Below are 12925 nucleotides of genomic sequence, written 5' to 3' on the forward strand. Positions count from 1 at the left end.
GATCCCTTTCCACCTAATACGGCCAGCGCTGTAATGAAAGTGTGTGTTGACCCTTTGTCCCGCCTGCTCCTTAACTTGGACATGCGGTTTTCTGTGTTGGTATTGCTTGTGGCCCTGTTGCCTGCCCCCCTGCGGGCCGAGCCCGGAACCCTGTGTTCGCCCGGCGCTTTTGGACAGGTTCAGTGCATTCGGCCCAGCCATTTCATCCATGATACCTGTCAGGCGATCAAGGCCTTTGCTGGCCAAAACGGGCTGGACGCGGGGTTTTTCGCCCGGCTGATCTGGCAGGAAAGCCGGTTTAACCCCAATGCGCTTAGCCATGCCAATGCGCAGGGGATCGCGCAGTTCATCCCCTCGACCGCGGCCCTGCGAGGCCTGCGCGACCCGTACAACCCGGCCGAGGCGCTTGAGTATTCGGCGGAATATCTTGGCGAGCTGACGCGCCGCTATGGCAATCCCGGGCTGGCGGCGGTGGCCTATAATGGCGGCGAACGGCGCGCTGATGGGTTGGTGGCCGGGACAGGCGGGCTGGCACAGGAAACCATCGACTATGTGCGCATCATCACCGGGATTCGCGCCGAAACATGGGCCGAGACGCCGCCAAAGCAGCATGACTACCGCCTGCAAATGGACAAACCCTTTGCCGAGGCTTGCCATGACCTTGCCCGCAAGCGGATCCTGACGGCCTACCCCGAACCGGAGCCTGAGTTGAAGAAATATGGGGTGCAGCTTGCCTTTGGCACAACGAAATCGCGCGCCATGTCGCAGTTCAAGGACAAGGTGCGCGCCTGCTCGGCGGTGGTTAAGAGCGAGACCCCCGATCTGGTCTGGCAGAAAAGCCGCGCCTCACCCAAAGGCGGCTATTACATGGCGCGGATCGGACGGGACAGCCGCGATGCCGCGTGGAAGCTGTGTGGGCAACTCAAGGCGCGCGGCTGCGTCTGTGCGGTCTACAAGAACCGTTAAGCCGTTGTTCCCAAAGCGGCGAGCGCAAGGAATGAGAGCAGAAACAGCGCCTGCGCCAGCCAATAGGTGCTCCAGACCACGTAAGGGGCGAATTTGCGCCAACGGCTATCGGGGCCGAGCAGGAACAGTTCAGCGGCAAGAACTGTATCGGATATCATGAACAACAAGGCGGCCCAAAGCACCGGTGGGCCTACCGATACGGCAGCCAGCCCCATACCGGCGATAACCGCGACATAGCCCATCACCGGACCGCGCAAATCGCCTGTCACTGGCCAAAGCCGCCAGCCCATCCAGAACGCCAACCCCAGCACGCCAGCGGTTGCGGGCAACGCGCCCAGCGACAGCAGAGCCGACAGATCACTGGCCGGATGGCGCAGAAATAGCGCCGCATAGGCCAGATGCGACAGGGCAAAACTGCCAAGCCCGGCCAGAAACGCCTTGTCCCCATCACGCGACAGGCAGGCGTCCCCCAAAGCCCCTAGCGCCAGCGCAAGGCTGAGAAGCATGGGCAACCCCGCCAAGACCGCGACCATCGCCAGCACGCCGACAGACAGCGATTTGATCACGGACTTGGCCAGTGACGGGAATTTGCCCGCAAATCGGATCAGATAGATCAACGCCGCAGCAGCGGCGAAGGACAGGCCCCAGTCGATCACACTTCGTCAGGGAAATGCTTTATCACCATGCGGATCGGGTTCGGCGCCGCCTGCCCAAGCCCGCAGATTGAGGCATCGACCATGGCGGTGCTCAGTTCTTCAAGCAGGCCCTGATCCCAGCGCTCGGCCATCATCAGCTTGACCGCCTTTTCACACCCCACCCGGCAGGGCGTACACTGGCCACAGCTTTCATCCTCAAAGAACCGCAGCATGTTCAACGCCGCGCCACGGGCGCTGTCCTTGTCGGACAAAACCACCACCGCAGCCGAGCCGATAAAGCTGCCATGCGGTTGCAGCGTATCGAAATCCAGCGGGATATCGTTCATCGAAGCGGGCAGCAGTCCCGAAGACGGCCCGCCCGGCTGATAAGCCTTAAAGCTGTGACCGTCCAGCATCCCGCCGGCCGCCTCGATCACATCCATGATGGTCGATCCGGCGGGCAACAGGTGTACCCCCGGCGCCTTGACCCGGCCCGACACCGAATAGCTGCGCAGCCCCTCGCGGCCATTCTTTTCAACACCGTTCAGCACCTCGGCGCCTTCGCGGCAGACCTTGGCGACCCAATACAGCGTCTCGACGTTGTGCACGAGCGTCGGCTGGTTGAAGACCCCGACCTGCGCCACAAAGGGCGGACGATGGCGCGGCATGCCGCGCTTGCCTTCGATGGATTCGATCATCGCGCTTTCTTCGCCGCAGATATAGGCGCCCGCACCGCGGCGCAGGTCGATATAGCCGGGCTGAACGATGCCCGCCTCTTCCAGCGCGGCGATCTCGCGCCGCAGAATCTCCAGAACGGCGGGGTATTCGTCGCGCATGTAGATAAAGCAGGTGTCCGCTTCGACCGCCCATGCGGCGATCAGCATCCCCTCGAGGAACAGATGCGGCGTGCGTTCAAGATAGAAGCGGTCCTTGAAGGTGCCCGGCTCGCCCTCGTCGCCGTTCACAGCCAGATAGCGCGGGCCGGGATTTGCGCGCACGAAACCCCATTTCTTGCCGGACGGGAAACCCGCGCCGCCAAGACCGCGCAGACCCGAAGCCAGGATCTGATCCTGCACCGCTTCCCAATCGCCGCCCGAGCGCAGCCGCGAAAGCGCCTTGTAGCCGCCTGCCTGCTGGTAGCCGGCAAAGGTCTCGTAGTCCGGGATATGGGCGTGGGTGTCACCCGCTGCAATGGCAGCCTTGACCTTGTCCACCGTGGCATTGTCGATGTGGTTATGCCCGATCTCAAGCACCGGGGCCGTGTCGCAGCGGCCCATGCAGGGCGCCCGCAGTACACGGACCTGCGCCGGGTCCATGCCGTCCTCGAGCGCGGCACGCAACTGTTCGGCGCTCGCCAGCTCGCAGGACAGCGAATCGCAGACGCGGATTGTCAGGGCTGGCGGCGGGGCCTCGCCTTCGCGGACCACGTCGAAATGGGCGTAGAAGCTCGCGACTTCATAGACTTCGGCCTGACTGATGCGCAGTTCTTCGGCCAAGGCGCGCAGATGGGCGGCTGACAGATGGCCATGGGTATCCTGAATGCGGTGCAGATACTCGATCAACAGATCGCGGCGACGCGGTTGATCCCCCAAGAGCACGCGCACCTCGTCCCATGCGCCGTCGTCCAGCTGCCGCCCTTTGGGCGTGTGACGTCCCTTGCCCTTGCCCGATTTCCAGACGCCCTTGCGTTCATCGAGTGCCATATCCGCATGTCTCCCATTCGCTTGCGGTCAATCTAATCGCGGCGCATCCGGTTGGGCAGGCGGAAAACGACTCAAAGCGGGGGTGAAGCGCCCCCAAATGCCCGCGCTTTTGCCCGATGGGTGACGGAAAGTTCCGATAGGGGTATTTGTGAAGGCGGATAAGGGGGCCGGGATGGCGCGGTTTACGGCAGTGACGGGCGGAATGGTGGTGCTGTTGGCGCTGGCCATGGCGTTTGGCGGGCTCTGGGCCGCTTTGGCGCTGCTTTATATCACCGTCTTCACCTATTTCATGGACCGGATCAGCGCAGCGGCGGTCCCGGATCATCCGGGGGCCGAGTTCCCGGCGGGCGACGGGCTGTCCGTTGCTTTGGGTCTGGCGCATTTTCCCTTGCTTTATGGCGGTGTCTGGGCGATTGCCGCCAGTGCCCTGCCCGCCATGGACAAACTATTGATCTTCTTCGCGCTTGCGCTGTTTCTGGGGCAAGTCAGCAATTCCAATGCGCATGAACTGATCCACCGGTCCTCGCGCCTGATGCGGCGGCTGGGGATGGCGGTCTATACCTCGGAACTTTACGGCCAGCACGCATCGGCCCATGTGCGGGTCCACCATGTTCACGCAGCGACAGATCGGGACCCGAACTCGGCCCGCAAGGGCGAGAATTTCTACGCCTTCGCCGCGCGCGCCTGGATGGGCGAGCTGGTCGAAGGGTTCCGCGCCGAATCGCGGTTTCGCAAGGGCAAGGGGCTGCATCCCTATGTCGGTTATGGGCTGGGGGCGCTGATCTCGGGCCTCTTGGCATGGGGCATTGCGGGTGGAGCGGGCATTGCGACATTGCTCGCCCTGTCCACCTATGCGCAGATCCAGCTATTGTTGTCCGATTACGTCCAGCACTACGGGCTGCGCCGCGCCGCAATCGCCCCCGGCAAATGGGAGCCGGTTGGCCCGCAGCACAGCTGGAACAGCCCACATGGCTTTTCCTCGGCCCTGATGTTGAACGCACCGCGCCATTCCGATCACCACGCAAACCCAAGCCGCCCTTATCCCGGCCTTGATCTGGACCGCGACCGCATGCCGATCCTGCCCCATTCGCTGCCAGTGATGGCGGTTCTGGCCCTAGTCCCGCCAGTATGGCGCAAAGTGATGGACAAACGGGCGGCGCCTTGGACCTCACCGGCAGAGGCGCGCTGAAATTAACCGTTTGGTAACTATCTTCTTCACCCTCCGGCGTGGCTCTGGCACCATATGGGCATGAAACAGATGCCCTCTCTGATTGCAGGCCTGATGCTGAGCCTCACCGCCCTGCCCGCCCTTGCCGCTGAGCCACTGACAGCCGGCGAATTTGAAAGTTATGTCGCGGGCAAGACGCTTTATTTCGGCCTCTCCGGCCAAGCCTATGGCGCCGAAGAATACCTGCCGGATCGGCAGGTGCGCTGGTCTTTTCTTGATGGCAAGTGCAAAGAAGGTCGCTGGTACGAAGACGCGGGCGAGATTTGTTTCGTCTACGAAGACAATCCGGAACCGCAGTGCTGGTCGTTCTTCCGCGAAGGTTCAGGGCTGCGCGCGGTCTTTGAAAACGACCCCTCCAGCACCGTGTTGTATGAGGCCAATCAGAACGATGAACCGATGATGTGCCTTGGCCCGGATGTCGGCGTGTAGCCGCGCTCAGAGCGCAGAAAACCCCTGCCGCAGATAATCCGCCATGGGCTGCACAAGCCCGCCCTTGCCGTTGCCAGCATAAAGGTTGATGTTCTGCATCCCCAGTTCCGGCAACTGGTTGCCCGCGTCAATGTGCACCAGTTGCGATGCCGCATGCCCTTCGAGCGAAGCCGTGACTGCCAGATCGGCGCTGACCGAGGCTTCGATCGTGCGGTCGTTTTCCGAACTCACCGCCATTTCCCACGCAATGCCCGAAGCATCCAGCGCCGCAATCGCCTTGCTGCTGAAAGCGCAATAGCTGCAAAACGCCAGACGCAGCGGCCGCTGTTTCCAGGCATGTCCTTCCGGCGCGCCAACCCAGCGCAGCGGCACTTTGGCCAAAGTTTCGCCGCCCTGATCCAACCCGGGCTCGGTGGTGAGGATCACATCGACCTCGCCCTTGTCGAACTGCGACTTGAGCCGCTTGGTCGATGAGCTGATCAACTCCACCCGTACCCTTGGATGGCTGCGCCCCATGCGTTTCAACACCTCGGGAATCACCGGATAGACGATGTCATCCGGCACCCCAAGCGCGATTTCGCCTTCCCAGCTTTGATCTGTGAGGCGGCTGTAAATCTCATCGTTGAGATCAACCATCTTCTGCGCATAGGTCAAAAGCTGCGCGCCCGCAGGCGTCAGGGATACGCCCCGCCCGGATCGGTCTAACAGTTGCAGCTCCAACAGCTCTTCGAGCCGCTTCAACTGCATCGACACAGCAGATTGCGTCAGGTTCAAGAACCCCGCAGCGCGGGTCACACCGCCCGATTGCGCCACCGCCACAAAGGACCGCAGCGTGGTGATGTCCAGATTGCGCATTCATCAAACTCCGTGATGCCATCACTCAAAAACATTCGTTTCACAAATGTATCCCGCAAAAGCATACTCATCAATATTCAACATGTCCAAACAAGAAAACATCACATACCGTGAAGGATAGCATCATGATCCGTGTTTCCCACCTTGCCCTGCCCCGCCTGCCCCGCTCGCCATTGCCGCTGCTTCGCCAGTGGCGGGCCCTTGCCCGTCAACGGCGCATCCTTGCAGGTCTGGACGAATCGGCCCTGCGCGATGTCGGGCTCAGCCGCCATGAGGCCCGCACCGAGGCCGAACGCCCATTTTGGGACGCTCCTGACAATTGGCGCATTTGAGACGCATCATTTCTTGGAAATCGCCCCGGAAATCCTTGAAAAGCGGCCACCCTTCCCCAATATTCCTATCACAACCCTCTGCGCGCACGCGCGTGAGGGGCATGGAGTTCAAAACGGAGGCTTAAATGGCTGAATATGACACGATCCGGGCGGCTGGCGTCTCTGGTGCCCGCGCCGCCCAGATTGATGAGGGGCTGCGCGCCCATATGAACAAGGTCTACGCGACGATGTCGGTCGGCACCTTGCTGACCTTCCTTGTCGCATGGGCCGTTGGCTCGAATGCGAACCTGTTGAGCGTGTTCCGCGATCCGGTGACCCTGCAACCCAACATTCTGGGCTGGATCGTGATGTTCGCGCCGCTGGGGATGATCTTCCTGTTTAGCGGATTGCTGAACCGCATCTCCGCCGCTGGCGCGCAACTGTTCTTCTATGGGTTTGCTTCCGTGATGGGCCTGTCGATGGCCTGGATCTTCGTGGCCTTCACCGGCATGTCGATCGCGCAGGTCTTCCTCGTGACCTCGATCGCCTTCGCGGGGCTGTCCCTTTGGGGCTACACCACAAAGAAAGACATCTCGGGTTGGGGTTCGTTCCTGATCATGGGCGTCATCGGCCTGGTCGTAGCGTCGCTGATCAACATCTGGCTGCAATCGCCGGCGATCTACTTTGCCGTGTCGATCCTTGGTGTGCTGATCTTTGCGGGGCTGACCGCTTATGACACCCAGAAGATCAAGAACACCTACATCCAGCACGCCGCCCATGCCGATCAGGAATGGCTGGGCAAGGCCGCGATCATGGGCGCGCTTGAGCTGTACCTCGACTTCATCAACATGTTCATGTTCTTGCTGCAACTGCTTGGCAACCGCGAATAACAGCGTCAGATCATGACAAGGTCAGGGCCGGTCGATTGACCGGCCCTTTTTCGTTGGCAGCCTCTGTCAACCGGTCGCGCCGAAACCCATCTCAACGTTGACGCGCTCTCGGCGCCCTCAGGTTCAGGCCCTGAGACATCAATGATTGGCCAACAGAAAAAAGGCCGTCGCAGGTTGCCCTGCGCGGCCCAATTTCAAATCCCCCGAAAGGGACAAGGCAAGATTACTTGATCTTGCCTTCCTTGTACTCCACGTGCTTGCGCGCAACGGGGTCGTACTTACGCACCGACATTTTCTCAGTCATGGTGCGAGCGTTTTTCTTGGTCACATAGAAGTGCCCGGTGCCTGCGGTCGAGTTCAGGCGGATCTTGATTGTGGTCGGCTTCGCCATGGGTCGTCTCCTGCAACAGGGCTCCGGCCCCGTGAAATTCCGTCGAGCCTGCCTTTTACCGTTCCCGCCCCCCGAGTCAACGGGGTTTGGACAAAAATCATGCGCGGAAGGCCTGTAAGCCGGATTCTGTTCCGGGCCGGGTTTCCCCGGCCCATCGACGACCATTCCTCTAGACGCACAGTTGCCTGCGCGCTCAAGCTGCCAACCCGGACTTCTCGGGCTGAAGCGGCCCTGCACCGATATCCCGCGAGGGATCAGACGTGCGCGAAGTCCCTATTTGGCATTGCTCCCGGTGGGGCTTGCCATGCGAGGTCTGTTGCCAGACCCCCGGTGGGCTCTTACCCCACCGTTTCATCCTGACCCGTACGCAGACCCCCTTGGCGAACCTCGGGTACGACGGGCGGTTTGTTTTCTGTGGCGCTATCCGTCAGGTTGCCCTGCCCGGGCGTTACCCGGCACCGATGCTCCAGCGAGTCCGGACTTTCCTCTCCCCCTTGCGAGGCAGCGGCCGTCCAGCCTTCCGCGCAAGGCCCAGTTAGAAAGCACGGCCGCCCGGGTCAATCCCTTGCGGTTTCTTTTTGCAAATACTCAAACCCTCGACTTGCCTGCCGCTGCTCAGACAGAGATACCGCCGACACAGGCGCCAACCCCGAGGACGCCGCCGCAGGCAAAGGACGAGACATCCAGCGCGCGCCGCAAGGCGCGCCCAATCAAGGAACAGCTAGCGCAGAACAAGCGGCGCAGACAGCCAGCCACGCAGCGCGTCCGCCACCTCTTCGGGCTGCTCCAGCGCCGGAAGATGCCCTGCCTCTTCAATGACGTGTAAATTCGCCCCGGGTATCAATTCCGCCATAAAGGTGTGGCGTTTGACCTCGAACAACCTGTCCAGCGCGCCGCACATGATCAGAGTGGGCACAGAAATCCGGCGCAGCGTCCCCTGCTGGTCCCGTCGCCGCTGCAAGGCGCGAATCTGGTGCAGATAGGTCTCGAGTCCGAGAACTGCGGCCATATCCTCTACCAAGGCCAGAATATCTGCCCGATATGGCCCTGCGGCCAGCGCCGAGGCAGGCAGTTCCTCTTTCAAGACCTCGGCCAGCTTGCCTGTCTTGGCCCGGATGATGCGCGGATCACGTTCCGCCGCCTGTTGCGGCGTCTCGGCCAATGGCGTGGTGTCCATCAAGGCGAGCCGCGACACCCGGTCCGGAGCGCGGCGCAGGATCTCCATCGCGACCATACCGCCAAGACCATGGCCGACCAACGCGCAGCGTTTGGGCAACAGGTCCAGCATCCCCGAGGCAATCTCTTCGATCCGCTCGCCACGCGTCGGCGGTACGCACATCACGCCAAAGTCCCGTGACAGGTCAGCGATTTGCGGCCCAAAGGCCCGCGCATCCGCCATCAACCCGGGGATGAAAACGACTACTTCACGCATGATGACCCGATCAGCCCCTGTTTGTCTGCCCGCGCCCTGAGGCACCACAGACAACAAAATCCTGTAGTCCCGGCACCCTAGCAGAGCCAGCAGCGGACGAAAGATGCAAACGAAAAACCGGCACGAATTCGCGCCGGTCCCTTGCTGGCTTTGACTCGCAGGACTGGCATCGCCTCAGTTCACCTTCATCCGATCCCAGAATATCCCGAGATGCTTGGCGACGATCTCGTTATAGCGGTCGCTTGCCTTGAGCGCCGCCAGCCCGGCGTTGAAGCGATACAGGAAGGTTGTTCCACGCCAATGCTTTTTCGAGATGATCACATGCAACCCTTCCGACGACAGTGGCTTTTGCAGCGGCACGACCGCGCCTCGCAGGCCCATCGCGTCGATGGTCTCGGCGCCGAGGAACACATTGACCGTCACCGCGTCCACCTTGCCCGCCCGCAACTGCTCGAAACAGGCCTGCGGCGTGTCGGCCTGCACCAAGGTGATCAGCCCCTTGCGGATCCATTCGCGACCTGCGCGGTCCAGATCATGGGTGAAATATCCCTTGGGGCGGCACAGCGTCTTGCCAAGCACATCGGCATCGCTGTTGTAGTCGAACCCCGCCTCCTTGTTGACGAACAGCAGCACCAACACTTCGACCAGCGGGTCCGAGAAGTGGAAATTCGCGCAGCGGTCGTTGTCCGGCGTGGCGTCACAATCGGGCTTGTACCACGGAAATCCCATATCGAACTGCTTTTGATCCAGCATCGGGAACAAATGTTTGGACCAGTCATCCTCCCATGTGATGGAATAACTTACCGGATCCGGCGTCGCCTCAAGCGCGGCGTTGACCAATTCGGTCACCATGCCCTGCCCTTGCCAGTCACGGTCAGAAAAGGGCGCAAAGTTCGATCCGGTCAGCAATTTCAACTCGGCGTTATCGTCTTGCCGCAGCGGAGTTGCGTCGGCCTGGGCGCTTACGGTCTCGCAGGGGATGATCAGCATATCCCCCGGTTTGACCTGAAACACAGAAGCCGTCAGCGCCACTTCGTTGGCATAATAGATCAGCGTCCACTTTTCCGGATCGCCATAAACCGCCTCGGCGATGGTAAAGATCGTCTCGCCGGACTGCACCCGGTGCGCGGACGGGACGCAGCCTGTTTGCGCCTGCGCACCAGCCCCAAGCGTCCCCAGAACGGCCCCGGCAAGGGCCGCCGTCAGTGTCCTCCAGAGTGTCATCGCTTACAGCCCCGCCCAGATGCTGGACATATGGGTGTCAATCACCTTGAGATACTCGCCGCTGTCACGCATCTCGGCAAGACCGCCGTTGAAGGCCGCGATCAGCTCTTCGGCGCGCGGGTTGGATTTATGCGCCACCACGTGCAGCCCTTCGATGGCCAGCGGGCGGCGCAGCATCAGCTCGACCCGATCCGCCAGTCCCATATCCTTCAGGACCACCCGGCCAGTGAATTCGTTCATCGCCACCGCATCGGCGCTGCCCTTCACCAGCCTGTCAAAGCACGCCTCGGCCGACACCGGTTGCTGCAGGCGCGCGCCGACCTTGGTCAGATAGTTGGCACCGCCTTGCCGACTGCCCGCGTCGTAGCCCAGCGGGCTGCATACGCGCATCCCGGCCAGATCCGCCTCGGCGTTGAAAGTGACGGGGCGGTCTTTCGCGGTGAACAGCACCACCAGCATCTCGAACATCGGTTCGGAATAGACGTAATCGGTGCAGATCGCGGCGGTGTCACCGTCTTCGCAGCGCGGCTTTTTCCAAGGAAAGGCCAGATCAACCATGCCCTCGGACAGCATCGGGTCCAGATGCACCGAGCGGTCGTTCACCCAGTAGAACTTGTGCTGACCGGTGCTGTCATCGGCGATAAAGGCGCGGTTGACCAGATCGGTGATCATCCCGGAACTCATCTGAAGGCGGTTGGTGAAGGGACGGAAATCGTCGCCCGCCAGCAGCCGCACATCCACCCCTCGCGCGCTTTCCTGCGCGGCGCGCTGGCGCTCGGCCAGTTGCGCTTGGGCGGAAACCGTCCGCGCGGCGATCTTGGGCGCGGCAAAGCTGTCGACGACAGTGCCCCCCTTCAGGCCCGTCGGCAGCCCGTCGATACAGGGCATCCGGTAAGTCTGCCCCACGCGGATACTGTCCGGGCTGGGGATCTTGTCGATGTTATTGCGATAGATGGCCGACCACTGGCCGACGTTCTTGTAAAGTTTGTCGGCGATCACCGATAGACTGTCACCGCGCTGGACAGTGTAAAGACCACCGCAGGTTTCTTGAGCTGCCAGTGACACGGTCGTCGCCATCACCATCGCGGTTGCAAACATGCAAACACGTTTCAACATAATCCCATCCCCCAGATTTTATTCCGCAAAAACTGGCGCATGTAGTTGGTGTTCGTCAACCGTTACACAAGCAGTAGTGGCATCATCTCCCCCTATGCGAAGTGTTAACGATATATTAATGGCAGATTAGCCGCAGTTTTTCCGCGCCAACAGCAAGCTGTGCCCACGGCTTTCGGCGTCGTTGGGGGCAAATGCCTCGGTCTCGCAGCCCGCATTCACAAGAATCGATGTGTAATCCGCGCTAGAGAGCGAGGCGTGATAGACCTGCGACGCGCCGACCCGCCCCACCGCTTCACCAGCCTCGGGACCGACGGTCAACAGCAGCCTGCCGCCGGGCGCCAAATGGCCTGCAATGCGCGGCAAGGCCTCGCGTTGCTCGACCTCGGTCAAGTGAAAGAACGATCCCCAGCCGATGATCGCCGCGAAACGCTGGCCAAGGTCCAGAACCCGCATATCCGCCCAGACGGCGCGGGCTTGTGGCAGACGTTTGGCAAAGATTTCCAGCATGGCCGGCGAAAAATCCGCGCCGGTTACGTCCAGCCCCTGATCAACCAGATAGCGCCCAATCGGCTCACCCGCGCCGCAGCCAAGATCCAACACCGCGCCCCCCTTGGGCACGTCGGCCAAACAACGATCGAGCCAGCTGCGCTCGAACAGATCGCGGCTGCGGCTTTGGTCAAAAGCCTCGGCCTCGCGCTCATAAATCGCGCGGGTCTGCTCTGAAAGTTCGGTCATCCCTTCTGCGCGAGGATCTGCATCCAGATCGCCAGAGCATCATAAAGCGTCCATTCCCGGCGCAGCCCTTGCGGTCCGAATTCCGCATGGCTCATCCCCATGACATGAACAACTGCCCCCGAAGGCGCGCCAAACAGACCCCAGCCATCATGGGTGCCTTCCAAAGACCATCGGATCGCGGCCCGGGGCGGCATCAAGGCGTCGGCCACACCGATACAGTGATGCACCGTGAAGCGGGCCGAGGGGAAAGCCGCGCGCAGCGCCATCCAGAAAGTCGCGGCCTCGTCCGGGCCGTGCAGCGTACGCCCGCCCGGATAGTCAAGCTGGCAGGCCGGGTCGTACTGTTCGGGAATGGAATGCAAGGCCCCGTCCATGACCCCTGCCAGCAATTCGGCAAAGGCAATGCCCCATTGGTTTTCATTCCCGAGGCCGGTGTACGGCCCCTGACTGTCAACCGAGGGGCGAAATGGCGCGGTTTCAAGATCGGCCACGGCCAGCATCTTGCCGGCCTGTGCTTCCGGGTCCAACTCAAGATGCGCGCAGATCGCGCCGGTGTCGCGCAGACACCAGATATCACTGATCCGGTTGCCTTTTGCATAGGTCTCGGACATTTCGCGATAGCGCAGGACCCGGCCCGTTGGCGCGCCATAAGGCCCCGCCCCTTGGTGACGCCCGCGCAACAACAGCCGCTGCGCGCCCAGCAGTCCCAGTTCGTCACTGCCCGAGTAAAGGACATCCTCGGCCAGTGCCTCTTGGTCCGGGCATGCCAGCAATTGGCCATGCAGATCGGCCAGAACCGCCGGACGACCAAAACCGATGCCTTGCGCGTCGCGCCGGATCACTTGCGAATGGAAAGTAGACTGAAGCGTGCCATCCAGGCTGCGCTCCTTGCGCAAAAGCTGCGCGGTTTGATTCAAGAACGCCGGGAAGTCGGCATCATGATCTGCGGACTTTGCGATCTGGGGAAGAGCGGGTTCATGCTTCATCGTCCGCTGTTTCCGGACAGGACG

At 61.6% G+C, this 12925-nt stretch carries 14 protein-coding genes and 1 other RNA gene; 5 read left to right on the forward strand and 10 right to left on the reverse strand.

Annotated features, from left to right (window positions below):
* Positions 1-93 precede the first annotated feature (93 nt).
* Positions 94-966, forward strand: a complete 873-nt coding sequence (locus ACOYQJ_RS03735) for a lytic transglycosylase domain-containing protein (protein WP_422904661.1) — start codon at positions 94-96, stop codon at positions 964-966.
* On the opposite strand, the gene ACOYQJ_RS03740 is transcribed toward ACOYQJ_RS03735, so the two are convergent.
* Both ACOYQJ_RS03740 and ACOYQJ_RS03745 read right to left on the reverse strand, forming a co-directional pair.
* The gene (locus ACOYQJ_RS03740) at positions 963-1622 is read right to left on the reverse strand and encodes a lysoplasmalogenase (protein ID WP_422904662.1); all 660 of its coding nucleotides are present in this window, start codon (positions 1620-1622) and stop codon (positions 963-965) included. The genes ACOYQJ_RS03735 and ACOYQJ_RS03740 overlap by 4 nt on opposite strands.
* On the reverse strand, positions 1619-3304 hold the full coding sequence (locus ACOYQJ_RS03745) for an NAD(P)H-dependent oxidoreductase subunit E (protein WP_422904663.1): 1686 nt from the start codon (positions 3302-3304) through the stop codon (positions 1619-1621). The genes ACOYQJ_RS03740 and ACOYQJ_RS03745 overlap by 4 nt, the downstream gene beginning before the upstream one ends.
* A gap of 172 nt (positions 3305-3476) precedes the next feature.
* Here ACOYQJ_RS03745 and ACOYQJ_RS03750 point away from each other — a divergent pair, with 172 nt between their 5' ends.
* Together ACOYQJ_RS03750 and ACOYQJ_RS03755 are read left to right on the forward strand one after the other, a co-directional pair.
* A complete protein-coding gene (locus ACOYQJ_RS03750) occupies positions 3477-4493 on the forward strand; it encodes an alkane 1-monooxygenase (protein ID WP_422904664.1) in 1017 nt (338 codons plus the stop codon).
* A gap of 60 nt (positions 4494-4553) precedes the next feature.
* Positions 4554-4961, forward strand: coding sequence for a hypothetical protein (locus ACOYQJ_RS03755; protein ID WP_422904665.1), 408 nt, complete (start codon positions 4554-4556; stop codon positions 4959-4961).
* Positions 4962-4967: 6 nt separating this feature from the next.
* Here the strand turns inward: ACOYQJ_RS03755 and ACOYQJ_RS03760 are convergent, their stop codons facing one another.
* A complete protein-coding gene (locus tag ACOYQJ_RS03760; protein ID WP_422904666.1) occupies positions 4968-5816 on the reverse strand; it encodes a LysR family transcriptional regulator in 849 nt (282 codons plus the stop codon).
* 125 nt (positions 5817-5941) lie between these two features.
* Here ACOYQJ_RS03760 and ACOYQJ_RS03765 point away from each other — a divergent pair, with 125 nt between their 5' ends.
* Positions 5942-6148, forward strand: a complete 207-nt coding sequence (locus tag ACOYQJ_RS03765) for a DUF1127 domain-containing protein (protein ID WP_422904667.1) — start codon at positions 5942-5944, stop codon at positions 6146-6148.
* A 125-nt stretch (positions 6149-6273) separates the two neighbouring features.
* Positions 6274-7017, forward strand: a complete 744-nt coding sequence (locus tag ACOYQJ_RS03770; protein ID WP_422904668.1) for a Bax inhibitor-1/YccA family protein — start codon at positions 6274-6276, stop codon at positions 7015-7017.
* Between the two features lie 223 nt (positions 7018-7240).
* On the opposite strand, the gene rpmG is transcribed toward ACOYQJ_RS03770, so the two are convergent.
* The 7 genes from rpmG to ACOYQJ_RS03805 form a co-directional block, all read right to left on the reverse strand.
* The gene (gene rpmG, locus ACOYQJ_RS03775; RefSeq protein ID WP_050927593.1) at positions 7241-7408 is read right to left on the reverse strand and encodes a 50S ribosomal protein L33; all 168 of its coding nucleotides are present in this window, start codon (positions 7406-7408) and stop codon (positions 7241-7243) included.
* A 99-nt stretch (positions 7409-7507) separates the two neighbouring features.
* An RNA gene (rnpB, locus tag ACOYQJ_RS03780) (RNase P RNA component class A) lies at positions 7508-7932 on the reverse strand.
* Positions 7933-8129: 197 nt separating this feature from the next.
* Positions 8130-8840: an alpha/beta fold hydrolase gene (locus ACOYQJ_RS03785; RefSeq protein ID WP_422904669.1), complete on the reverse strand. Its 711-nt coding sequence runs from the start codon at positions 8838-8840 to the stop codon at positions 8130-8132.
* Between the two features lie 174 nt (positions 8841-9014).
* Positions 9015-10064 carry a transporter substrate-binding domain-containing protein gene (locus ACOYQJ_RS03790; protein WP_422904670.1) on the reverse strand — a complete coding sequence of 350 codons (1050 nt, stop codon included), beginning with the start codon at positions 10062-10064 and terminating at the stop codon, positions 9015-9017.
* A gap of 3 nt (positions 10065-10067) precedes the next feature.
* Complete coding sequence (locus tag ACOYQJ_RS03795; RefSeq protein ID WP_422904671.1) at positions 10068-11180, reverse strand: LysM peptidoglycan-binding domain-containing protein; 1113 nt, start codon at positions 11178-11180, stop codon at positions 10068-10070.
* A 126-nt stretch (positions 11181-11306) separates the two neighbouring features.
* On the reverse strand, positions 11307-11915 hold the full coding sequence (locus tag ACOYQJ_RS03800) for a class I SAM-dependent methyltransferase (RefSeq protein ID WP_422904672.1): 609 nt from the start codon (positions 11913-11915) through the stop codon (positions 11307-11309).
* Positions 11912-12901, reverse strand: coding sequence for a nuclear transport factor 2 family protein (locus tag ACOYQJ_RS03805; RefSeq protein ID WP_422904673.1), 990 nt, complete (start codon positions 12899-12901; stop codon positions 11912-11914). Before ACOYQJ_RS03805 ends, ACOYQJ_RS03800 begins: the two co-directional genes overlap by 4 nt.
* Positions 12902-12925 lie beyond the last annotated feature (24 nt).

It is taken from the genome of Pacificoceanicola algae, from assembly GCF_049341065.1.
GTDB lineage: Bacteria > Pseudomonadota > Alphaproteobacteria > Rhodobacterales > Rhodobacteraceae > Pacificoceanicola.